The sequence below is a fragment of the Rahnella sikkimica genome (assembly GCF_002951615.1).
Taxonomy (GTDB): Bacteria; Pseudomonadota; Gammaproteobacteria; order Enterobacterales; family Enterobacteriaceae; genus Rahnella; species Rahnella sikkimica.
This window is the reverse complement of sequence record NZ_CP019062.1, coordinates 4,545,407-4,569,356: the sequence shown is the minus strand read 5'-3', so window position 1 is coordinate 4,569,356 and position 23,950 is coordinate 4,545,407. Positions and strand designations below refer to the sequence as shown.

Genomic DNA, 23,950 nt, shown 5'->3' with positions numbered 1-23,950 from the left:
TTACCTCACGACAATTGTTTCTGCGGACGGCGATATGCCCAGACCATCATAATCAGGCCAATGACCACCATCGGGATGGACAGAACCTGCCCCATGCTGATGACCCCATCGAACAGCCCCAGTTGTGCATCCGGCTGGCGGAAATGTTCGACGATGATGCGGAATAAGCCGTAGCCAATCAGGAACAGGCCTGACACCGCACCCATCGGGCGTGATTTGCGAATAAAGACGTTCAGGATGATGAACAGCACGATACCTTCAAGCAGCAGTTCATACAGCTGTGAAGGATGGCGCGGCAGAACGCCGTACTGGTTCAGTAGCGGCTGCCATTTAGGGTCAGCGGCGGCAATCGCGATATCTTCCTGACGGGAGCCGGGGAACAGCATCGCCCAAGGCACATCCGTGGTCACGCGGCCCCAGAGTTCGCCGTTAATGAAGTTACCGAGACGTCCGGCACCCAGACCGAACGGGATCAACGGAGCAATAAAGTCAGCAACCTGGAAGAAATTACGTTTAGTACGACGGGCGAAAATAAGCATCACAACGATCACACCAATCAGACCGCCGTGGAAGGACATACCGCCGTCCCACACTTTGAAAAGATACAGAGGATTGTCGAGGAACAGAGGCAGGTTATAGAAGAAGACATAACCAATACGACCACCGAGGAACACACCGAGGAAACCGGCATAGAGTAAATTCTCTACTTCCTCTTTGTTCCAGCCGCTGCCTGGCTTGTTGGCACGGCGAACTGCCAGCCACATCGCGAAGACAAAACCGATCAGATACATCAGTCCGTACCAGTGAAGAGATACCGGTCCGATCGAGAAAATCACCGGGTCAAACTGGGGAAACGCCAGATAGCTGTTGCTCATCTATCACCACAAATTGTTTATCATTATCGCCCGGTTAAGGGCCAGCAGGGAGCGAATAGTAGCATAGCCGGGAGGTTTTCCGGGGCTAAGCCGCTGGAAAAGTTCTGTAAAAAATCTTCTCATTGTGCGCAGAAATACGGTCAAAGCAGAAGTTACGCGGCAGAGCGTACCGCGTAAGGTATTTATTTACCGCCGCGGATCAGGCCGCCCAGACCGCGTCGTTCCATAAATGCCGCCGTCATATGGCGCACATCTGTGGTGAAATGCGCCTGTAGAACGCGGCTGGCCAGCTCTTCGGCATCGTGTAATTCAATGCGGCGAAGCAGGTATTTTATACGGGCCACGCTGCGCCCGTTCATGCTGAGATTGCGGAACCCCATGCCGGTCAGCAGCAGCGCGCCCATCGGATCACCGGCCATTTCGCCACATAAACTGACATCCAGCCCGGCAGTTTCCGCAGTGGTGACAATCTGTTTAAGCACGCGCAACATTGCCGGATGCAGGCTGTCGTAAAGCCCGGCAACACGGGTATTGTTGCGGTCAACCGCCAGCAAATATTGCGTTAAATCGTTAGTCCCCACCGAGATAAATTCCACTCTTCCGACCAGCGCCGGGAGCATGAAGATCATTGAAGGCACTTCAATCATCACGCCCAGACGCGTAGGCGGCAGTTCATAACCTAACTGTTCTTCGACTTCGCGACCGGCGCGATCAATGAGCCGACGGGCTTCGTCAATTTCTTCGAGGCTGGTGACCATCGGCAACAGAATGCCGAGATTGCCGGTAGCCGCATTGGCACGCAGCATGGCACGAACCTGAATCAGGAAAATCTCGGGCTGATCGAGCGTGATACGGATACCACGCCAGCCCAGACACGGGTTTTCTTCGCTGATCGGCATATACGGCAATTGTTTGTCAGAACCGATATCCAGCGTGCGCAGCGTGACCGATTTTTGCGGAAAGAGCTGCAACATGCCCTGATACTGCGCAACCTGCTCTTCTTCAGAAGGGAAGCCGCTTTGCAGCATGAACGGAATTTCTGTGCGATATAGCCCGACACCGTCAACGCGGCTGCCAAACAGTTTTTCGTGATCGGCACTCAGCCCGGCGTTGAGCATTATCTGCACCCGCTCACCACTTTTCAGCGCTGCCGGTTGCTCAACATCATCTTCGGCTTTCTGGCTCAGCTCCATTTCTTCGCTGATCAGCCGTTTGTATTCGGTAACCAGCACCGCTTCCGGGTCAATCAGCAGTTCGCCACGGTAACCATCAACAATCAGCTGACGCTGGCTCAGCAACGCAGGCTGTATGTCCGCACCCATAATGGTCGGGACACCCATCGCACGGACTAAGATCGCCGCGTGCGAGTTCGCTGCGCCGTCACGGACGACGACGCCCGCCAGCCGGTCTTGCGGAACTTCCGCAAGCAATGTTGCAGTCAGTTCATCGGCGACCAGAATGAAACGTTCCGGCCACTGAGTATTGCCCTGAATGGTATCGTCGAGATGAAACACCAACCGCTGGCCGAGTGCGCGTAAATCGCTGCCGCGCTCACGCAGGTAGGTATCCTGCAGGCTGGCAAACTGTGCGGCAAATTCTTCAACAACCTTTTTGACCGCCCATTCCGCCACTGCGCCCTGATCAATCTGCGCAAAAAGCTCGCGCTTGAGGCGCGCATCATTGAGTAAGTGGGAATAGAGGTCGAAAATCGCCGCGCTTTCTTTCTGCGCGCTGGCCGTAAAGCGTTTACTGAAACGGCGGAATTCAGCGCCAGCATCTTCCAGCGCACGGGTCAGCCGCTCGCGTTCACGAACGGTATCCAGCGTGGACGCCATGTAGACATGTTCGAGCGAGGGCTGCGAGCTGTCCTGCCAGCCAATGCCAATCGCCACACCGGGCGATGCAGCCAGTGCGCGAACGCGGGTCTGACGAAAACGCCCGTAAAGCACATTGAGTTGTGCCTGAGAAAGGATCGCCGCCAGTTGCGTGGCCAGCGTGACCATAAAGGATTCTTCACTTTCATCAAACTGACGATGCTCGCGCTGCTGAATAACCAGCACGCCCAGCAACTGACGACGGTGAATGATCGGCACGCCTAAGAAAGATCGGAAAAGATCTTCTTTGACGGCGGGAATATATTTGAAACTTGGGTGGCTCTGCGCGTCGGCAAGGTTGATGGGTTCAGCCAGACGCCCGACCAGACCCACGATCCCCTGATCAAATGCCAGGGTAATAGTACGCCCGCGAGGTTTTTTCAAACCCCGCGTCGCCATCAGATAGTAACAACGGCGGTCATTGTCAGCGAGATAGACTGAACACACTTCAGTGTCCATCGCCAGGCAGGTTTCGTTGACCAGTACGTCCAGCGCATCGTTCAGGCTGGACGCCATTGCTACCTTTTCAACAATTTCTCGCAAACGCGTGAGCATTTCTTCGTGACTTAGCCTCTTTTACGACGATAAGCGGGTGATGTCTTTGGAAGGGAGACTTCCTGCATCGGCATAATGTTGGCTGAAAACTCCTTCATTACACGACGGTAGACATCACGTTTAAATGACACCACCTGACGAACCGGATACCAGAAACTCACCCAACGCCAGCCATCAAATTCAGGCGTGCTGCTGCGCTGCATATTGATATCCGCATCGTTACACATCAGTTGCAGCAAGAACCATTTTTGCTTTTGGCCGATACAAACCGGCTTTGTGTCCCAACGCACCAAACGTTTTGGCAATTTATAACGTAACCAGTTACGGGTCGAAGCCAGAATACGTACATCTTTACGGCCAAGCCCCACTTCCTCAAACAGCTCGCGGTACATGGCCTGCTCAGCGGTTTCACCGGGGTTGATTCCCCCCTGTGGAAACTGCCAGGAGTGCTGACCGTATCGTCTGGCCCATAACACCTGACCCTGCTTGTCACAGATTACGATACCAACATTCGGGCGGTAGCCATCATCATCGATCACCGGACTACCTCAATAGCTTAAACTCATAGATGTTCTGATTGTTTCATACTACCAACAGGCGGTAAACCACTGGTTAACGCCGATTGGCATGAATAAAAATGGGATAACTCACAGTTATGACCAAAGTTATAAACAGATTTTAGAAATCATCCCGATTTTATTCACTTTTTCTGTGGATAGATATGTGAAGAACTTAAGAGTAAGCGGGGTAAAACTATTTTGAACTTATTTTTCGGAGAAAAAACAAATCAAACAAAATCCTTAAAAAACATAAAACTAACCATAGAATATCATGTTACCCCATGCTCAAAAATGAGAACTAAATCACATTGAAAAGTCATCTGGTGAAAGATCGACCAATGACGTTTTTATCCACAGCGATCGACTAAAAGTTGACGTTGCCGGGGCAAAAATTGGGTAAAACCCTATCCGTCAAGCCTGTAAATCGAACCAGTGATCGGTTAAAGGCAAGGTTATCCAAGAAATCTGTGGATAACTAGGGGGGGATCCTGTTCATTGTCGCCTTCAACAGGTGATCAACCTACTCTTTAGCACGCAAAACGCGCAGGAAAGCGGAAAAAAAACTAAGGTAAATCATGCTATTATTCCCCCATCCTTCAGGTATAACTTTTTATTCACTGCGCGGGATAAAAGCAGTACGAAATTTAATCTATTGAATGAGCATTGTTTTTTATGTCGATTCCTTTACCTGCAACACAGCCACCCCGTGATGAAAACGTGCTGCTGCAACGCGCGCAATCTCTTGCCGGTCATACATTAGGCGAGCTGGCCGCACACGCAGGTTTGCCTATTCCGGCGAATTTGAAACGTGAAAAAGGCTGGGTCGGTATGTTGCTGGAAGTGTATCTCGGGGCCGTTGCGGGCAGTAAACCTGAGCAGGATTTTGCAGACATTGGCATTGAGCTGAAAACGATCCCGGTTGATTCCGGTGGAAAACCGCTGGAAACCACTTTTGTGTGCGTCGCGCCCTTAACCGGAAACAGCGGCGTAACGTGGGAAAGCAGCCATGTTCGACACAAACTGGCCCGCGTCTTGTGGATCCCCGTGGAAGGCGAGCGTCAGATCCCACTGGCTGACCGGCATGTCGGCGCACCTTTACTGTGGAAACCGACGCAGGAAGAAGACGAACAACTGCGTCAGGACTGGGAAGAGCTGATGGATTTGATCGTGCTGGGCAAAGTGGAAAGCATTACCGCCCGCCACGGTGAATATCTGCAACTGCGCCCGAAAGCCGCCAACAGCAAGGCTCTGACAGAAGCTATCGGCGAATTCGGGCAGCCGATCCTGACCCTTCCCCGCGGCTTTTATCTTAAGAAACGCTTCACCTCAGCGTTGCTGGCGCGCCACTTTCTGCTTTGATTACCGAAATTTATAAAATTTCACACACCTTTTCTGCCACTTTTGATTCCTTTTGCTACGCTAGACTGTAGATCATTTTCCGTGACTCAAAATCTTCGACGTAAACAAAGGAATAACAACAATGATGAAGAAAACGTTAATGCTGACCAGCGCAGTGCTTCTGGTTATTGGCCTCGCGGGCTGCGCCAGTGACTACGTGATTTCCACCAAAGACGGCAATATGATCCTGACCGACGGTAAACCGGAGCTGGATAAATCTACCGGTCTGCTCAGTTACACCGATGAACAGGGTAATCAACGTCAGATCAACAACGATAACGTCAGCCAGGTCATGAAACGCTAAATACCACGTCCTCAGCCCTTTCGGCCTGATGCTGCAACACGGGTGGCGATACGTGCCGCCCGCGTTATTACCGCCTGTTTGCCCCCTTCCCCCTTGTTCCTGCCTTGTATATAGTCACTAAAGGCGCTTTTTCGTTAGGCTGATATTCTCAGATAGAAAGGAAGACCGGCAATGCAATATCACCGTATACCCCACAGTTCTTTAGAAGTGAGCTTACTGGGACTTGGCACCATGACTTTTGGTGAACAGAACAGCGAAGCCGACGCCCACCAGCAACTGGATTACGCCGTTGCGGCGGGCATAAACCTGATTGATACCGCAGAAATGTATCCCGTTCCGCCGCGTCCTGAAACGCAGGGCCTGACGGAAAGCTATATTGGCAGCTGGCTGAAAGCCCGCGGCAATCGTGAGAAGATCATTCTGGCGAGTAAAGTCGCCGGTCCTTCGCGCGGTAACGACAACTCCATCCGTCCGGGCCAGATGCTGGATCGCAAAAATATCCGTGCGGCGCTGGATGCCAGCCTGAAACGTCTGAATACGGATTATCTGGACTTATATCAGCTGCACTGGCCACAGCGTCAGACCAATTTCTTTGGCAAACTGAGCTACCAGTACACGCAGGATCAATCTCCGGTGACGTTGCTGGAAACGCTGGAAGCGCTGAACGAGCAAGTGCGCGCCGGTAAAATCCGCTACATCGGTGTGTCCAACGAAACACCGTGGGGCGTGATGCGTTACCTGCAACTGGCCGAGAAACACGACCTGCCGCGTATCGTTTCCATTCAAAACCCTTACAGCCTGCTTAACCGCAGTTTTGAAATCGGTCTGGCGGAAATCAGTCAGTACGAAGGCGTCGAATTGCTGGCGTATTCAAGCCTGGCGTTCGGTACCCTGAGCGGGAAATACCTGAACGGTGCGAAACCGGCGAATGCCCGTAATACGCTGTTCAGCCGCTTTACCCGTTATTCCTCACCGCAGTCCGAAGCGGCGATCGCGGAATACGTGGCGCTGGCGAAGAAACACAATCTGGATCCTTCGCAGATGGCTCTGGCCTTCGTGCGCCAGCAACCGTTCGTTGCCAGCACGCTGCTGGGTGCGACCACGCTGGAACAGCTGAAAATCAACATCGACAGCCAGGACCTGACGCTTGAAGGCGATATTCTGGTTGAGCTGGAAGAAATCCATAAACGCTTCACGATCCCGGCTCCGTAACGCCGGATTTCAGACATAAAAAAGGGCGCTCAGCGCCCTTTTACTTTTGCGGAATGGCTATAAAAACAGCCTCACGCCAGACGGCGTTTCTGCATATTCTTCCAGATCCACAGTGCGGTAATCGCCAGGGCAAACACCACGCCGAAGCCGATACCAATCGCCACGACTGGCGCACCCGCCATCACCACCAGCGAATACAAGCCGAGCATCAGCAACATCGCCGTGTTCTCGCCAAGGTTCTGCACCGCAATCGCATTACCGGCACCGACGGAAATTTTACCGCGATGCTGTAACAGCGCGTTCAGCGGAACCACGAAGAAGCCGCCGAGGATCCCGACAACCACCAGCACAATGTACGAACTCAGCATGCTGGTTTGCAGGGCGAATACCACCACGGCAATCCCGATCGCCACACCCGCAGGCAGGCAGCGCTTCACGGTATCAAGGCGGATGAGTTTCGCGGCCGCACCGGCACCAAACACAATACCGATGGCGACCATCGCGTTCAGCAGCGTTGGCGTTTTGTTATCGGTAATGCCCAGTGCCACCGGCACCCACAGCACCAGCAGGAAACGCAGCGTCACGCCCGCGCCCCAGAACAGGCTGGTACCGACCAGCGAAAAGCGGGTTTCGCCATCCTGCCACAGGGTTTTGCAGGCAGAGAAAAACGTCCGCGTCATTTTGGCCGGGTTCCAGGATTGCCCCGGACGCGCCGGTGTCAGCTTGGGAATAAACCAGTTCGCCGCGACCGCCGCGCCATACGCCAGCACGCAGATGCCGAGCGCCGCCAGAATGCTCCAGTCAGCCAGCGCGCCACCGGCAACCGATCCGAGGAGGATCGCCGCAATGGTCGAGGCTTCCATCATGCCGTTGGCTTTGACCAGTTGCTCGCCGCTGGCGATTTCACCCAAAATGCCGTATTTGGCCGGTGAATACGCCGCCGCGCCAATCCCCACCAGCGTATAGCCGAGGAACGGGTTCAGTCCGGCGCAAATCACCGCCGCCCCGCCGAGTTTCAGCAGGTTAGCGACCATCATCACGCGGCCTTTCGAGAAGCTGTCAGCGAACTGCCCGACGAACGGCGCGAGAATGATATAGGTGGCGACAAACGCCATCTGCAAAACCGGCTGACTCCAGTCGGGATACAGCTGTTGTTTTATCAGCGCCAGCGCGGCAAACAGCAGCGCGTTATCGCCAAACGCAGACAGAAACTGCGCGACGATCACGGCCGTCATGCTTTTCGACATCAGCGGCGACGCCGCCATAGAAGGTTGGCTCATGCCTCACTCTCCGGGTTTTCTGCCATCTCGCGCAGGGTGACAAAATCAGGTTTACCGCTGCCCAGCAACGGCAAGGCTTTCACCACGCGAATATCGCGCGGCACGCTAAGTTCCGGCAGCCCCAGTTCGCGGGCGGCTTTACTCAGGGCATCACGGCGTAATTCCGGGTCGGTGGTAAACAGCACCAGCGCTTCGCCTTTACTGCTGTCAGTGCGTGACGTCGCCGCATGTTGTTTATCCGGCGACGCTTTAATCGCCAGTTGCTCGACGCTTTCCAGCGACACCATTTCACCGGCCAGTTTGGCAAAACGTTTCACGCGGCCACGAATGGCGCAGAAACCTTTGTCATCCAGCGTGACGATATCACCGGTGTCATACCAGCCCGCCTGCATTTCGCCGTCGGCGTTTTCGGCCTGCGGCACTTCCAGTACGCCCGGATTTTCAACGCGCAGATAGCCTTTCATGATGTTCGGACCACGCAGTTGCAGGCGTCCGCCTTCTTCAATGCCCGGCACGTTAATCAGACGTGATTCCATGCCCGGCAAAATCTTACCGACAGTATTCACTTTCGCCGCCATCGGCACGTTAATCGCCACCACCGGCGCGCATTCGGTCACGCCATAGCCTTCGAGAATGCGGATACCGAATTTGTTCTGCCAGATTTCCTTGGTGCTTTCCGCCAGTTTTTCTGCGCCAGCAACGACATAGCGCAAACGCGCAAAATCATAAGGATGTGCAAAGCGGGCGTAGTTGCCGAGGAAGGTGGAAGTCCCGAACAACACGTTGCAGTTCTGATCGTAGACCAGCTCCGGCACGATGCGGTAATGCAGCGGGCTCGGATACAGGAACACGCGCGCGCCGGTCATGATCGGCGTTAACAGACCGACGGTAAGACCGAACGCATGGAACAGCGGCAGGGATGACATGAAACGGTCGCGCGGGGTGAAATCTGCCACCGTGCGGATTTGCTCGACGTTCGCCAGCAGGCTTGCATGAGAATGCACCACGCCTTTCGGATTGCCTTCGGAGCCGGAGGTAAACAGCACCAGCGCGGCATCGTCGGCCTGTTGCGGCAGCATGGCCCGACGCGGGAAAATCAGGTGGAAAAGGATCCACAGCTTGTCCTGCAACGTGACGGTATCTTTCAAATCTTCCAGATACACCCAGTTAGCTTCCGGGACATTCTCCGGCAGATGCGTCAGTTTGCCTTTTTCGAGGAACTGGCGGGACGTAATGATCGTCTTGATTTGCGCCGCTTTCATGGCGCTTTGCAGCCCTTTTGCCCCGGCAGTGTAATTGAGCAAGGCCGGAATACGGTTGCGCATCGACGCACCGAACAGCGCCGCCGCCATGATTGTCGCATTCGGCAGTAGCATCCCGACGTGTTCCCCTTCGCGGGTAAACCGTTGCAGGATACGGCTGACGCCGAGGGATTTTTTCAGCAGGCCCTGATACGAATCTTCCTTGAAAGAAACATCGGCGATGCAGGGTTTGCGGCGGCCATAGCGGGTTTGCGCCGACAGAAACGCCTGATACAACGTTTCCGGCTCGCGGGTTTCCATGCGCGCCTGCATCATCACTTTATGCAGTTGTTCACCGGCCAGCACGCGGCGGTCACGTGAACGCGCGGCTTCCGGCATCGGGATCGTCACCGCCGGTAAAACGTTGATCGTCACTTTCGGGAACCAGCGGATTTTGAAGCTGCCGAACAGGCGTCCAAATGGCGTGAACTCCGCGCCATCGATACGGATCGGGATCACCGTGGCCTGAGACTTCGCCGCCACAAAGGCCGCGCCGTCATAAATCTTCATTAATGAACCGGTGACCGTGATGCGCCCTTCCGGGAAAACCACCACCGGACGCCCCTTCTCCACTTCGCGGATCAGGTGTTTAATCGCCATCGGTTTGGTCGGATCCAGCGGCATGAAGTCCACGTACGGCTTCAGCCAGCGCATAAACCAGGTATCAGTAATGTTGGAATACACCGCGAATACCGGTTTAACCGGCAGGAAAAGCACCAGCAGCATGCCGTCTATAAAAGAAACGTGATTGGGCGTGAGCAATAAACGCGGGTAATTAAATGAGGATTTCGCCGGCGTGACGGTCACCCGGAACGCTATGCGGAACAGCCACCTGAACGCGGCGAAAAGAAAGTTATACATGTTTGCCATCTCCTTATGTGTCATCCCTGATCTTGAAAGAAAAAGGTTGGGGAAACAGCATACTATAAGCGACAGAAGAATCACGACAGTCACATGAGAGTTTAGGAGGAGCCTGATGAAGTTGTCAGGTTTGAGGCAAAAAAAAACCTACGCATCCGCGTAGGTTGGTGCAAATTTAATCGGTATCAACATGCAGAGCACGTTGATGATTCACCAATCAATACCTCTGGGACGTTCAATTTAGCGGGTTTGCACGATCATCAGCCAGCAGGCAATCGAAACATAATTCCGCAAAGTGTAACCAGTGGTGAAAATAGCCCCGATTTTAGTCATTTAATGCGATTTTTGAGACTTCCACCAGGCAGCTCATCGCATTCGGCCCTTGCGTTAAACGCGACGTGCCGATATCCAGCGTCAGGACGTTCGGATTCCCCGCCTGTTCGGTTTCCTGCCATTTACCGCCAAAGCCCGGATCAAACCAGGCACCGGTGGACATCAGCACCACGCCGCGCGTTATGCCGTCATTGAACGAAACCCCCGCCAGACAGCTGCCGCGCGCGTTATGCACTTTCACCCGATCGCCGTCGTTCAGCTGGCGGCTGGCCGCGTCTTCAGGGTGCATAAACAGCGTTTCTTTTCCGGCGGTTTTATTCGACTGTGCCAGCGGCGACTGATCGAGCTGACTGTGCAGCCTGTCTTTCGGCTGAATAGAAATCAGATGCAGCGGCCACTCTTTGGCCGTTTCTGCACCCAGCCATTCCACCGGCGGCTGCCATTCCGGGTGCGGTGCGAAATCTTCGTAACCGTATCCGGCGATGGTTTCGGAGAACAATTCGATTTTTCCGCTGTGCGTGCCCAGCGGATTCGCGCGCGGGCTTTTGCGGAATTCTTCAAAGAACACGTAATCTTTTTCCGGCGTCGGTAACTCAACAAAACCGCGTTCCCAGAACGTTTCAAAGTCGGGCCATTCCACGCCGGTCCCTTTCTGCGCTTCACCGCACTGACGGTAAATATGGCGCAGCCACTGATCTTCGTTGCGCCCCTGCGTGAACTGCTCGCGGTAACCGAGACGGTCGGCGATATCGGCGAAAATATCAAAATCGTTACGCGCCTGATGCTGCGGCGCGACGGCCTGATGCATCGCCAGCACGAAACGGTCGCGCGAAGAACCGCCGATATCATTGCGCTCAAGCGAGGTGGTCGCAGGCAGCACGATGTCGGCCATCTGCGCGGCCGGTGTCCAGACGTTATCCTGCACGATCACGGTGTCCGGTTTCTGCCAGCCTTCGACCAGACGGTTGAGCTGCTGATGGTGATGGAACGGATTGCCGCCCGCCCAGTGAACCAGATGAATGTCAGGATAATTCAGCGTCTCGCCCTGGAATTCGTACGGCTGACCGGGGTTGAGCAACATGTCGCTGATACGCGCCACCGGAATCGACAAACCGGAAGGATTCGGCCCGGCGCTGACGGCAGGCCCCGGCGTGTCAAAACGCGGATTGCCGACGCTGTTCATCGAACCGTGACCAAACGAGAAGCCGCCGCCCGGCAAACCAACCTGCCCGAGCATGGCGGAAAGGGCGATCATCATCCAGTACGGCTGTTCGCCGCGGTGGGCGCGCTGCACGGAGTAAGAACAGGTGATAAAGCTGCGGACGCCCGTCAGATCGTCGGCCAGCCGCGCAATCCGTTCAGCCGGAACGCCGGTAATCTGGCTCGCCCACTCAGGCGTTTTCGCGACGCCGTCGGTATCACCGCGCAGATAGGCCGCCAGTTGCGGATACCCCACGCAGTGGCTCGCCAGAAACGCATCGTCCTGTGCATCTTTGCGCTGAATTTCATAGGCTATCGCCATCATCAGCGCTGCGTCAGTGTTCGGGCGGATCGGGATCCACTCGGCATTGACGAATTCCGGGCAGTCATCGCGCATCGGGCTGATGTTAATCACCCGCGTGCCTTTTTTCGCCAGCTGTTCCAGCGCCGGTTTCAGCGTATGTTCCACCGCACCGCCGGACGCCACTTGCGCATTTTTCAGCGCCAGACCGCCGAAGGCCAGCAGGATTTCTGCGTGTTCCACCACGCTCGGCCACGATGTGACGCGGCCGGTCAGTGGCGTAAACGTGCCAATCACATACGGCAGGAAAAACTGCGCCGAGCCCCAGCTGTAGTTTCCCTGCTGATCCACACCGCCGCCGCCGGTGAAATAAAAACGGCGCACCAGCGAACGGGCATGATGTAAACGCCCCGCAGAAGACCAGCCGTAAGAACCGTTGAAAATCCCGGATGCGCCGTAACGGTCGCGCACGCGTTTGTTCTCTTCAGCCACCAGATCCAGCGCCAGATCCCAGTCCACTTCGACAAAATCTTCACGCCCGCGCAGCGAGCGATCGCTGTTTTCGCGCTTTTGAAGCCAGGAACGGCGCACCGCCGGTTTGCGGATACGTTTTTCCGAATACACCAGCGGCGCAATCGAATCGAGTAAAGGCGAAGGATCAGCGTCGGCGGAATAGGGTTCGCAGCGGATCAACCGGCCGTCTTCCACCACGGCGGTGTACGCGCCCCAGTGGGCCAGTTGCGGGTAACGTTTTATCGACATATTTTTTCTTTTTCTCAGCGCGGGTGAATAGCCTTAAAAATACCATTCACGCCGTTCTCAGTTCAAAGAACAAATACTCTTAATCAAACTCATTTCTGCCCTTTCCGGCTGCGATTTCCGTTAAACGCGGCATTCTTTTTCCGTTACATGCGCCTTGCATCCAAAAGTTGCGATCATCCTCCTTGCAGGCACCGGTCTTTTCCGCAAAACTGGGCAGTGTAAACGATTACCCTCACGGAATGGCGGAAGTGTTATGGCAACGATTAAGGATGTAGCAAAACTGGCAGGCGTATCGGTTGCGACCGTTTCACGCGTGATAAATCATTCCCCGAAAGCCAGTGAAAGCTCGCGGGAAGCCGTACAGAACGCCATGCAGCATCTGCAATATCATCCAAATGCCAACGCCCGCGCCCTGGCACAGCAGGCCACCGAAACGCTGGGCCTGATTGTGGCCGACGTGTCCGATCCTTTTTTTGGCGCGATGGTCAAAGCCGTCGAACAGGTGGCGTATGCGACCGGCAATTTCCTGCTGATTGGTAACGGTTATCACGACGTGGAAAAAGAGCGTCAGGCCATCGAACAGCTGATCCGTCACCGCTGTGCGGCGCTGGTGGTTCACGCCAAAATGCTGCCGGAAGATGAACTGACCAGTCTGATGCAGCAAATTCCCGGTATGGTGCTGATCAACCGCACGCTGCCCGGTTTCGAGGAGCGCTGCATTGCGCTTGATGACCGCTACGGTTCCTGGCTGGCCACCCGCCATCTGATTCAGGCCGGGCATCAGCGCATCGCCATTTTGTGTTCCAACCACGGCATTTCCGATGCCAGCGACCGTCTTCAGGGCTACATTGACGCGCTGACCGAACACAATATTCCTGTCGATGACAAACTGATTGCCTACGCCGAACCCGATGAAATCGGCGGCGAAAAGGCGATGGCGGATTTACTGGGATTAGGCAAAAGTTTTACCGCCGTAACCTGCTACAACGACCCGATGGCCGCCGGTGCGCTTTCGGTATTAAGCGATAACAGCATTGATGTGCCGGGGGAAATTTCTCTGATCGGGTTTGATGACGTGTTGATTTCGCGCTATCTGCGCCCGCGACTGACCACGGTGCGTTATCCGGTTGTCGCGATGGCAAATCAGGCGGCGCAGCTGGCGTTAGCGCTGGCAAACGGCCAGCCGCTGCCCGAAACCACTCACATGTTCAGCCCGACGCTGGTGCGCCGTCACTCGGTGAGTTCTCCGGGAAATTAAATGAATTGCTGGTAAACGCGGACGGGTTTGTCGGGATAATCCAGCGCATCGCCGATGTATTTCCAGCCAAACCGTTCGTAGTAGCCGGTAAATTCAGCGTAGAGATAGAGTTCGGAAAAGCCGCTGCGGCGGCTGTGTTCCAGCACGAAAGCCTGCAATTCCTGCCCCAACCCGCGCGACCTGAAACCTTTATCAACATACAGCGCCGCCAGCCAGGGCGTGAGATCCTGACGGCTGATCAAATCGCAGCGCCATAATCCGACCGTACCCGCCAGCGTATCGCCCTCGAGCGCGATAAAGGTTTGTGGCAAATCCGCACCGCGCAGGCTGCTCTGCACGACGCTTTCGAAAAACGCCCGGCTGTTTTCGCTGCCAAACGCTTTCCACAGCCAGTCCGTGACGGTTTCCTGAAATTCCGGGCGTTCGCTGAGATTTATGATCTTCATACTCAGACCATTTTCCCCTGAAAAATCGGCACAGATTCAAACAGATAACCGTCGAACTCCGGCGCGTCAACGTCAGAAAGTTCCATCAGCGTATTCTTCACATTTTCCATGTGCTGCCACATGGCCTGATACGACCCCATCACGTCGCGGCGGCGCAGTGCGGCCAAAATATTCTGATGATCTGCCAGCCATTTCAGCCGGTAACCACGCGTGGCGATATGACTGTGTAATTGTTTCCACAGCGGGCTGGCGTCGCGGTGCATCCAGATATTTTTGACGGAATCGAGCAGCATCTGGTTTTGCGTGGCACCGGCGATCAGCAGGTGAAAAAGCCGGTCGTTATCGCCACTCTCGTCATTGGCAACAATCGCGATTTGTTCCTGTTCCAGCGTGCGGCGCAGGTTTTCGATATCCGCCTTGGTCGCCATTTTGGCGGCAAACGCGGCAATATTACTTTCAAGCAACTGCCGGGCCTGTAAGATTTCAAACGGGCCAATCTGCCCCTGATACATCAGTTCGTCTTCGCCTTCTTCCTGCGAAGGAATGCGGATCACGTAAACGCCTGAACCCTGGCGGATATCCACCGTGCCTTCGAGTTCCAGCATCAGCAGGGCTTCGCGCACAATAGTCCGGCTGACGCCGTAGGTTTCAGCCATATTACGTTCAGGCGGCAGGCGGGAACCTACAGCAAAATGCCCCTGCATGATTTGCTCACGCAGGTCGTGCCCGATTTCCTGATACTGCTTTCTGTCCTGCGAAACCACACCTTTATCCACACATTCACCCTGATGCAAAGACTGACAAATTGGCTCCAAAGACAGAGCCAATGGACATACGCTGAAGGGTCAGTGTATCAAACTTAATGCCTGATCCAGCACTTTGGCACCATTTAGCGTGCCATACGCCACCATGTCGATCACGGCGATAGGAATGTTGTGTTCATCCGTCAGCTTTTTATTTTCCGCCAGTTTGAACCGCACCTGAGGTCCTAACAGCACGACCTGAATATCGCGTCCGTAAGCCTCAAGTTCGTCACGCAGATTATTTTCCGGAATGGCGTAAATCTTAAACTCCAGCCCGCGGGCGGCGGCTTCTTTTTCCATTTTGGTGACCACAAGGGAAGTGGACATCCCTGCCGAACAAGCTAAAACGAGTCGTTTCATAATGTTTCCTCGGGTTATTTATCTTCATCGTCCAGTGTTAAAGACAACACACCACTTTCACTGAGTGATTTAAACCAGTGAGATGATTTCTTCTGACGGCGATCACGGTTGTTATTAAGATCAATCTCGATCAGACCGTAACGGTTTTTAAACGCATTCATCGGCGAGACGTTATCGGTAAAAGCCCAGAGCATATATCCCTGACAATTTGCGCCGTCTTCCCGCGCCCTTAATGTCCAGTAAAGATGTTCGGCAATAAATTCAATACGATAATCGTCCTGAATTTCCCCGCTGCGGGCATCGCGGAACTGGCCTTCATTTTCAATCCCCATTCCGTTCTCCGCAATGAACCACGGAATATTTCCGTACTCCGTTTTAATGCGCATCGCAAAGTCGTAAACAATTTTCGGGTAAATTTCCCAGCCACGGGATTTATTCATCCGGCGGCCCGGCAGTTCAAAATGTTCGTAGTAAAACGCCGGATGGAATGGCGTCTCTTTATTCCATTCACGGGACGGCGCTTTAACACGGTGCGGGTAATACAAATTAATGCCCACTTCGTCCACCGTGTTATTGCGGATAACCGCCAGTTCCTGCTCTGAATACTCAAAATGCACGCCGTGCTTTTGCAGTAAATCGAGTAATTCCGGCGGGTATTCACCTTTAATCATCGGGTCTAAAAATACGCGGTTATAGAATAAATCGTATAAATGCGCCGCCTTCTGATCGTGCGCCGCCGCTGAACGGGCGTACGTCACTTCCGGGTTTAAAATCACGCCCATCGTGCCGTGCGAACCGTACCCTTTGTGGTGAAACAGCTCGACGACTCTGGCGGTTGCCAGCACTTTGTGGTGATTCCACTGCATCCATTTAGCGGTGTTCTGCTCGAACGGCCAGCGGATTGCGTCCAGATACACGCGGGTTTGCACCACCACTGGCTCGTTGAAGGTGAACCAGCGACTGACCTTTCCGGCAAAGCGCTCAAGCACTTTTTCCGCGTACAGAACAAACAGCTCAACGACCTTTTTGGAACTCCAGCCGTCATATTTTTCAATCAGATACGCCGGTAATTCGTAATGTTCGAGGCACAACATCGGCTCGATGCCGTTGCGCTTCATCTCATCGAGCAGATTGCCGATGTACGCCGCATATTCTTCATCGACGGTGCCCAGCTCGTAGTCCGTCAGAAACCGCGACCAGTTGACCGAGGTTCGGTAATGGCTCAGCCCGCTGGCTTTCATCAGCGCCACGTCCTCCTTGTAGCGGTTGATGAAATCGGTGGCTTTCGCCGGGCCGTAACCGTTGTGCCAGACGTGGCGGTTATTTTTGTACCAGAGATCCAGATACGAATCCTGCCCGTCCTTTTTGCCACTCCAGCCTTCGGTTTGCCACGCGGAAGCTGCCGCCCCGAGCATAAATCCGTCAGGAAGGGTAATTGAAACCTTGCTCATAATTTTCCTCGTTGTCCCGAATTCAGGCTGTCGCGGCGCGTTTTTGCTGCTGCGCAATCGCGTCAATCTGTGCCTGCTCTGCACGGCGGGAAGCCACTTTAACGAACGGCAGATAAATCAGTACCGCCACCACGATGCAGCCAAGCTGGGTAATCACCGCACCCATCGAACCGGCGGTTGACAGCCAGGCGTTAATGATCGGCGGCGTGGTCCACGGCACCATCACCACGGCGCGGCCGGCAAAGCCCAGGCTGGTCGCGAAATACCCGATGGTGCCCGTGATGAGCGGCGTGATGATGAACGGAATCGCCAGAATCGGGTTGAGCATGATCGGCATACCGAAAATCACCGGTTCATTGATGTTGAAGAAGCCCGGCCCCATCGATAATTTGGCGATTTCGCGCATTTCTTTGCGGCGCGTCCCCAGCATGACCGCCAGCAAAAGCCCGATGGTGCAGCCGGAACCGCCAATACTCATGTACACATCCCAGAACGGCATGGTGATGATGTTCGGCACTTCGTGTCCCTGCTCGAACGCCGTCATGTTGACCATGATCGCGCCCAGCAGCAGCGGTTCGCGGATGGGTTTAATCATCTGATTGCCGTGAATACCAATGACCCAGAACAGCTGCGCGACAAACATCAGCAGCAGAATGCCCGGCAGGCTTTGCATCACCGATTCCAGCGGGCGCTGGATCACCTGATATACCGCGTCGTACAAATACATGCCGGTCACACGATGGAAAACAAAGCCGAAACTGGCGACAATAACCACAGTAATAATCGCGGGGATCAGCGCGGAGAAAGACGCCGACACATTTGGCGGCACGCTTTCCGGCATTTTAATGCGCAGGCCGTTAACCTTTTCCAGACGGGAATATATCTCCACCGAGAGAATGGCAATAAACATGCCGAGGAACAGGCTTTTGGTGTCGGAAAATTGTTTCGCCAGCACGTCTTTGACTTCCTGCATCTGGCCGTTGACCATCATATCGACGGTCGTTGGCGTGACGGCAATAAAACAAATCACGGCCAGCAGGCCGGGAAATAACGAACGCGAGCCGTTAATTTTCCCCAGCTCAATACCAATTAAAAATACTGCGCCGATGGTCAGGAAGCTCAGCGTGGCGTAGTTAATACTGCTCATGATCGGTTTGAGCGTCGCCAGCCAGGAGAACATTTCAAAGTGGGCTAATCCGTTTTTCGGATCCATCACCATATTTGAAATTAAAACTGAGAATGCCCCCACGATAATGACCGGCATTAACGTGATAAAAGAAGCCTTAATCGCCATGATGTATCTGAGGCTATTAAAGGTATTCGCGAATCCCCCGAGAGAATCGATAAAACGGTCTTTCAATGACATGACACCACCTCTTTTAATATTGTGTTTTGCTTTGCAGGTGTTTGTTTCGCATTGACCTTTGTAAGTATCAGAGGATAAAGGTATGGCGCGAATGTAAGTCAGATTCCGCTTCTGTGTGACATTCCGTGATTTCTGTTATGCGATAATTTACGCAATGTGGCATGCCAAAAAATAGCGGAATACGAATTAATTTCTGTGACAGCGTTCTCACATGTGAATATTGGAATTCCAATATGATGAATTCACCCCTTTCTGGTATACCAATTTTTGGAGATGTCGATGGAATTCGATCTGGAACAAACGGTAATGGAGTTATTGATCAACGCCGGGGAAGCGCGTTCTAACGCGATGATGGCGATTCAGCACGCCCGTAAAAAGGAATGGGAACAGGCCGATGCCATGCTGAAAGCCTCAGACGATGCGGCGCGCGTCGCGCACAAAGTGCAGACGCAGCTGATCGGGCTGGATGAAGGCGTGGGGAAAATACCGGTCAATCTGATCATGGTGCATTCGCAGGATCATCTGATGACCGCCATGCTGTGCCGCGAACTGGCCGAAGAAATCGTGTTACTGCGCAAAGAGATGTTTGAGAAGGCGTGAGTCCGGTGTAGAAACGTCCCCTAAATCATTCGAGTTGCATCAAGGCGGCAACTGAGTGAACCCCGGGAGCATACATGAGTATGTGACCGGGGTTCGCGATGGCAGCCAACGCAGGGGCAGCTCGGAGGATGACGGGGAATTATAGCTCCAGGGCAATCAGTTCATCTACCGTCTGACGGCGGCGAATCAACCGCGGAACGCCATTTTCGAACAGCACTTCAGGCAGCAGCGGACGGGTGTTGTAGTTGGAAGACATCGATGCGCCGTAGGCGCCGGTATCGTGGAACACCAGATAATCGCCGATCTGCACCGGTGGCAGCGGGAAGGTTTCAACGCCGCCGCCCGCCTGCTGGGTAAATACGTCGCCGGATTCACACAAAGGCCCGGCAATCACGGATTCCGTCAGCGGCTGACCGCTGAGGTCACGGCCATCTGCCGGTAACAGTGAAATATGGTGATAACTGCCGTACATCGCCGGACGCATCAGATCGTTAAACCCGGCGTCGCACAACACGAAATGGCGGCTGCCCATGTTTTTCGCCGCACGGATTTGCGCCACCAGCACACCGGATTCCGCGACCAGGAAACGCCCCGGTTCGATTTCCAGTTTCACCTCATGCCCGAGATGCGCCGCAATCTGCTCACGCGCACGGTTCCACAAACCAAAATAGTGGCCGGTATCGATAGATTCTTCGTCAAAATGATACGGAATCGACAACCCGCCGCCCGCTGAAATCGCTTCAATATCGTGTCCGGTTTCAATGACCTGGCGAACCATGGCATCACAAACCTGCTCAAGATGGCCGTAATCCACGCCGGAACCGATGTGCATATGAATGCCCACCAGTTTCAGGTCGTAACGGGCAATTTCAGCCAGCGCCTGCGGCAAATCGGCATGCCAGATCCCGTGTTTGCTGTTTTCACCGCCGGTATTGGTTTTCTGGCTATGACCGTGACCGAAGCCCGGATTTACACGCAGCCACACCGGATGCCCGGCTTTGTGCTGACCAATCTGGCCGAGCATATCAATGGAACCGGCGTTTACCGGAATATCCAGCGCCGTCACGCGCTCAAGCGTAGGCTGATCCAACACGTCGGCGGTAAACACGATTTCACTGTTTTCACGACCGGGAATAAAACCGGCCACCAGCGCACGCTCGATTTCGCCCAGCGATACCGAGTCCACTTTCACGCCCTGCCCGCGCATCAGGCGCAGAATGTGAATATTCGAACAGGCTTTTTGCGCAAAGCGGATCACGTCAAAATCACGCAACTGCGCGATACGCTGCTTAATGATTTCAGCGTCGTACGCCCAGACCGGGCAACCAAATTGTTGCGGGAGCGCCAGCAAATTCGCGGCGTTAAGTGCAGTGGACGTATCGTTCAGGGCGCGTGGCATAAGATTTTCCGTCAGGTGAAGGCTGTCATATTTCGTTCAGTATGACGGCAGATGAAGCGGCGGAAAAATATCTATTTCAGCCCAGTCTATTCATTTATGATATGACTTAACGTCTTCCCGGAATGCGATAACCCATGCCCGCTCTCTCCCTGCGCCACATCGAAATCTTTCATGCCGTGATGACGACCGGCAACCTGACCGAAGCCGCCGCGTTGCTCAATACTTCACAGCCAACGGTCAGCCGCGAGCTGGCGCGCTGTGAAAAACTGCTAAACCTTCAGTTATTCGAACGTCTGCGCGGGCGTTTATACCCGACAGTGCAGGGTTTGCGGCTGTTTGAGGAAGTGCAGCGATCGTATTACGGGCTGGACAGGATCATCAGTGCAGCAGAAGGGATCCGCCAGTTTGAGCAGGCGCAACTGTCGATTGCCTGTCTGCCGGTTTTCAGCCAGTCGCTGTTACCGGCGGTCTGTAAACCGTTTCTCGACAAATATCCTGACGTCAGTTTTAACATCGTGCCGCAGGAATCACCGCTGCTGGAAGAGTGGCTGTCGGCGCAGCGCCATGATCTGGGGCTGACTGAAAACACCCAGACACCTGCCGGTACCAAACGCCAGACGTTGCTGACGCTCAACGAAGTTTGCGTGCTGCCCGCAGGTCATCCGCTGGCAGCGAAAAAGTGCCTGACGCCGCAGGATTTCAGCGGCCTGAACTTCATCAGTTTGTCGGCCACCGACAGCTACCGGCAGTTGCTGGATACGCTGTTCGCCGAGCAGCAGGTTGCCCGGCGGCTGGTGATGGAAACGCACAGCGCCGCTTCGGTGTGCAGCATGGTGCGCGAAGGCGCGGGGGTGTCGGTGGTCAATCCGCTGACGGCGCTGGATTATGCCGAACGCGACCACGGCGTGGTGATCCGCGAATTCAGCGTCGCCGTGCCGTTTACCGTCAGCCTGATCAAACCGCTGCACCGCCCCGCTTCCGCGCTGGTCGCAACGTTTATTGAGCATTGTCATGAGCAGGCGCAACGGTTCGCGGAACGCCTTGAGGTGGCCGTCGGCGGGTGACCGGAAACAAAAAAGCCACGCCGGAGATAATCCGCGTGGCTTCTTTGCACAGTACGATTTGTTGATTAAACCGCGCGTTATGCAACAACTTTCTCAGCCTTTTTCGCCGCACGGCGGAAGGTGATCACGCACAACACAAAGCCGACAGCGCCCAACCCCCCGCCGCCAGCGGGACAACGCTCAGGCCCAGCCCGCGTTCAATCACCACGCCACCCACCCAGGCACCCAGCGCGTTACCGACGTTGAAGGCTGCAATATTGAGCGTCGATACCAGATTCGGCGCGTGTTTGCCGTACGTCACCACGTTCACCTGCAAGGCCGGAACGGCGGCAAAGTTCACCATCGCCCAGATGAACAGCGTGATTTCTGCGGCCACCAGATGCACGCTGGTGAAGCTAAACAGCACGGAAAACACGGCGATCAGCAGGAAAGTCATTGTCAGGGAAACACCCAGACGCCAGTCCGCCAGACGCCCGCCGACCACGTTACCGATGGTCAGACCGAGACCAATCAGCAGCAGCGTCCAGCTGACACCGTGCTCGGACACGCCGGTAATTTCCGTCAGGATCGGCGCGATATAGGTGAACAGCGCGAACATCGCCGCAGAAAAGAAGACCGTGATCGACAGCGACAACCACAAGCCAAGGCTGCCCAGCGCACGGATTTCTTTGCGCAGATCGGTTGGCTCTTCTTCTTTCTTATCCGGCAGCTTTTTATACAGCGCAAACAGCGACGCCACGCCGATGACGGCCACGACCCAGAACGTTGAACGCCAGCCAAAAGCCTGCCCCAGCGCAGTACCCAGCGGAACACCCAGCACGTTCGCCAGCGTCAGGCCGGTAAACATCAGCGCCACCGCAGAAGCCCGGCGGTTCGGTGCCACCAGACTGGCCGCCACGACCGCGCCAATCCCGAAGAACGCGCCGTGGCACAGTGCGGTGATCACGCGCGCCAGCATCAGGAAGCCGTAGCTGTAAGACAATGCACACATGACGTTGCCGATAATAAAGATGCTCATCAGCAGCAGCAGGGTTTTCTTACGTGGCAGTTTGGCCGTCAGCACGGCCATGATTGGCGCACCGATAGCCACACCCAGCGCATAACCGCTGATTAACCAGCCTGCGGAAGGAATGCTGACATTCAGATCACCCGCCACATTGGGCAACAGCCCCATGATGACGAATTCGGTGGTACCGATGGCAAATGCGCTTAGCGCCAGTGCCAGGAGTGCGACAGGCATAAATACTCCGGATATTTTCGTTATGATTAAAGGCTCCGGCATTTCGCCGGATTGGCTTAAATACCACGTTGATCACACTTTTGACCAGACGCAGTCTGTGCCCTGGCTGCCCGCAAAATGTCCGATATCCGGTTTAATCTTTACATAACAATACATTGCATAAAAAGCGATAAAAGCGGAAAAGGAACCGATTCCAGTGCTCTCCTTGCGCAACGGCTCAGCGCTTTTCATCCGTCAGGGACAACCAGCGCGGATGCCCTTTGAACCATTCCACCAGAAAATCGAGCAAGGCACGCAGCGCCGCAGGCATCTGCCGCCGTGACGCGTAAATCGCGTAAATCCCCATTTCCTGCGGCTGCCAGCCCTCCAGCAGGGAAACCAGTTGCCCGCGCGCAATCAGCGGCGCGGCAGAATAGTAAGGTTGCATCACGATCCCCGCGCCTTCCACTGCGCCGGTGAGCAACACCAGCGACTCATTGGCGCTCAGATTACCGCTCACCGGCACTGTTGCTTTTTCGCCCTGATGTTCAAACTGCCACAGGCTTTTGCCGAAATACGTGTACGTCAGGCAGTTGTGGACGCTCAGATCCTGAGGATGCAGCGGGGTTCCGTGCGCGGCAAGATAGGCCGGAGACGCGCACACCACCGACGGGCACAGCGCCAGCGGACGGGCGATCAGATTCGGATCCAGATCATTGGTGATGCGCAGCGCCAGATCGATACGGTCTTCCACCAGATTGATCGCCCGGCTTTCCAGCTGGAGATCAATGCTCACCTGCGGGTGACGCCGCAAAAACTCGCTGACGGCAATCACCACCGCGCCCTGCCCGAAAGATTGCGAACAACTCAGGCGCAGTAAACCGCGCAGCGCTTCATTGCCGGTATCGGCCACGCTGCCCATTTCCGCTGCGACCGATAACATTTTGCGGCACCGCGCCAGCGTGTTTTCACCAGCGTCGGTCAGGCTGAGTTTGCGGGTGGAACGGTGCAGCAGGCGCGCGCCCGACCACTTTTCCATCTCCGACAAATAACGCGTTACCATCGCCCGCGACATATTCAGCGACTCGGCGGCATTGATCATGCTTCCGCGTTCCACGATGGCAACAAACACTTGTGCAGCGGTAATTCTGTCCATGATTCGTCCGGT

General features: G+C 54.8%; 19 protein-coding genes and 1 pseudogene. 6 read left to right on the top strand and 14 right to left on the bottom strand.

All coding sequences use genetic code 11. The annotated features are described in order from the left end of the window. Positions 1-5 precede the first annotated feature (5 nt). The 3 genes from lgt to rppH all read right to left on the bottom strand — a co-directional run bounded on the left by lgt (position 6) and on the right by rppH (position 3,843). Complete coding sequence (gene lgt / locus BV494_RS21125) at positions 6-875, bottom strand: prolipoprotein diacylglyceryl transferase (protein ID WP_104924597.1); 870 nt, start codon at positions 873-875, stop codon at positions 6-8. A gap of 182 nt (positions 876-1,057) precedes the next feature. Continuing rightward, positions 1,058-3,304, bottom strand: a complete 2,247-nt coding sequence (gene ptsP / locus BV494_RS21120; protein ID WP_104924596.1) for a phosphoenolpyruvate--protein phosphotransferase — start codon at positions 3,302-3,304, stop codon at positions 1,058-1,060. An 11-nt stretch (positions 3,305-3,315) separates the two neighbouring features. Beyond that, positions 3,316-3,843: an RNA pyrophosphohydrolase gene (rppH, locus tag BV494_RS21115; RefSeq protein ID WP_104924595.1), complete on the bottom strand. Its 528-nt coding sequence runs from the start codon at positions 3,841-3,843 to the stop codon at positions 3,316-3,318. 693 nt (positions 3,844-4,536) lie between these two features. On the opposite strand from rppH, the gene mutH reads away from it, so the two are divergent. The 3 genes from mutH to BV494_RS21100 all read left to right on the top strand — a co-directional run bounded on the left by mutH (position 4,537) and on the right by BV494_RS21100 (position 6,778). Continuing rightward, on the top strand, positions 4,537-5,223 hold the full coding sequence (gene mutH, locus BV494_RS21110; RefSeq protein ID WP_104924594.1) for a DNA mismatch repair endonuclease MutH: 687 nt from the start codon (positions 4,537-4,539) through the stop codon (positions 5,221-5,223). Positions 5,224-5,347: 124 nt separating this feature from the next. Further along, complete coding sequence (locus tag BV494_RS21105) at positions 5,348-5,566, top strand: YgdI/YgdR family lipoprotein (protein ID WP_104924864.1); 219 nt, start codon at positions 5,348-5,350, stop codon at positions 5,564-5,566. Positions 5,567-5,737: 171 nt separating this feature from the next. Next, positions 5,738-6,778, top strand: a complete 1,041-nt coding sequence (locus BV494_RS21100; RefSeq protein WP_104924593.1) for an NADP(H)-dependent aldo-keto reductase — start codon at positions 5,738-5,740, stop codon at positions 6,776-6,778. A 71-nt stretch (positions 6,779-6,849) separates the two neighbouring features. Here BV494_RS21100 and lplT read toward each other — a convergent pair whose 3' ends face one another. The 3 genes from lplT to BV494_RS21085 form a co-directional block, all read right to left on the bottom strand. Then, positions 6,850-8,058 carry a lysophospholipid transporter LplT gene (gene lplT / locus BV494_RS21095; RefSeq protein ID WP_104924592.1) on the bottom strand — a complete coding sequence of 403 codons (1,209 nt, stop codon included), beginning with the start codon at positions 8,056-8,058 and terminating at the stop codon, positions 6,850-6,852. After that, the gene (gene aas, locus BV494_RS21090; protein ID WP_104924591.1) at positions 8,055-10,220 is read right to left on the bottom strand and encodes a bifunctional acyl-ACP--phospholipid O-acyltransferase/long-chain-fatty-acid--ACP ligase; all 2,166 of its coding nucleotides are present in this window, start codon (positions 10,218-10,220) and stop codon (positions 8,055-8,057) included. Before aas ends, lplT begins: the two co-directional genes overlap by 4 nt. 325 nt (positions 10,221-10,545) lie before the next feature. Beyond that, positions 10,546-12,816, bottom strand: coding sequence for a molybdopterin guanine dinucleotide-containing S/N-oxide reductase (locus BV494_RS21085; protein WP_104924590.1), 2,271 nt, complete (start codon positions 12,814-12,816; stop codon positions 10,546-10,548). A 253-nt stretch (positions 12,817-13,069) separates the two neighbouring features. Between BV494_RS21085 and galR the strand changes: the two genes are divergently transcribed. Continuing rightward, entirely contained in the window at positions 13,070-14,074 is a 1,005-nt protein-coding gene (gene galR, locus BV494_RS21080; protein ID WP_104924589.1) for an HTH-type transcriptional regulator GalR, read from the top strand. On the opposite strand, the gene BV494_RS21075 is transcribed toward galR, so the two are convergent. The 5 genes from BV494_RS21075 to BV494_RS21055 form a co-directional block, all read right to left on the bottom strand. Beyond that, complete coding sequence (locus BV494_RS21075) at positions 14,071-14,520, bottom strand: GNAT family N-acetyltransferase (RefSeq protein WP_104924588.1); 450 nt, start codon at positions 14,518-14,520, stop codon at positions 14,071-14,073. The genes galR and BV494_RS21075 overlap by 4 nt on opposite strands. A 2-nt stretch (positions 14,521-14,522) precedes the next feature. Further along, positions 14,523-15,296: an FCD domain-containing protein gene (locus BV494_RS21070; protein WP_104924587.1), complete on the bottom strand. Its 774-nt coding sequence runs from the start codon at positions 15,294-15,296 to the stop codon at positions 14,523-14,525. Positions 15,297-15,365: 69 nt separating this feature from the next. Next, on the bottom strand, positions 15,366-15,683 hold the full coding sequence (locus BV494_RS21065; RefSeq protein ID WP_101079257.1) for a PTS sugar transporter subunit IIB: 318 nt from the start codon (positions 15,681-15,683) through the stop codon (positions 15,366-15,368). A 14-nt stretch (positions 15,684-15,697) separates the two neighbouring features. Continuing rightward, positions 15,698-17,134: a glycoside hydrolase family 1 protein gene (locus tag BV494_RS21060; protein WP_104924586.1), complete on the bottom strand. Its 1,437-nt coding sequence runs from the start codon at positions 17,132-17,134 to the stop codon at positions 15,698-15,700. Positions 17,135-17,156: 22 nt separating this feature from the next. After that, positions 17,157-18,500, bottom strand: a complete 1,344-nt coding sequence (locus tag BV494_RS21055; protein ID WP_104924585.1) for a PTS sugar transporter subunit IIC — start codon at positions 18,498-18,500, stop codon at positions 17,157-17,159. Between the two features lie 279 nt (positions 18,501-18,779). Here BV494_RS21055 and BV494_RS21050 point away from each other — a divergent pair, with 279 nt between their 5' ends. After that, complete coding sequence (locus BV494_RS21050; RefSeq protein WP_101079260.1) at positions 18,780-19,100, top strand: PTS lactose/cellobiose transporter subunit IIA; 321 nt, start codon at positions 18,780-18,782, stop codon at positions 19,098-19,100. 139 nt (positions 19,101-19,239) lie between these two features. On the opposite strand, the gene lysA is transcribed toward BV494_RS21050, so the two are convergent. Further along, complete coding sequence (gene lysA, locus BV494_RS21045; protein ID WP_104924584.1) at positions 19,240-20,499, bottom strand: diaminopimelate decarboxylase; 1,260 nt, start codon at positions 20,497-20,499, stop codon at positions 19,240-19,242. Between the two features lie 134 nt (positions 20,500-20,633). Here lysA and BV494_RS21040 point away from each other — a divergent pair, with 134 nt between their 5' ends. Then, on the top strand, positions 20,634-21,563 hold the full coding sequence (locus BV494_RS21040; RefSeq protein WP_104924583.1) for a LysR family transcriptional regulator: 930 nt from the start codon (positions 20,634-20,636) through the stop codon (positions 21,561-21,563). A 77-nt stretch (positions 21,564-21,640) separates the two neighbouring features. Here BV494_RS21040 and BV494_RS21035 read toward each other — a convergent pair. Both BV494_RS21035 and BV494_RS21030 read right to left on the bottom strand, forming a co-directional pair. Beyond that, positions 21,641-22,803, bottom strand: a pseudogene (locus BV494_RS21035) (MFS transporter). Positions 22,804-23,020: 217 nt separating this feature from the next. Then, complete coding sequence (locus tag BV494_RS21030; protein ID WP_104924582.1) at positions 23,021-23,938, bottom strand: LysR family transcriptional regulator; 918 nt, start codon at positions 23,936-23,938, stop codon at positions 23,021-23,023. Between the last annotated feature and the right edge of the window lie 12 nt (positions 23,939-23,950).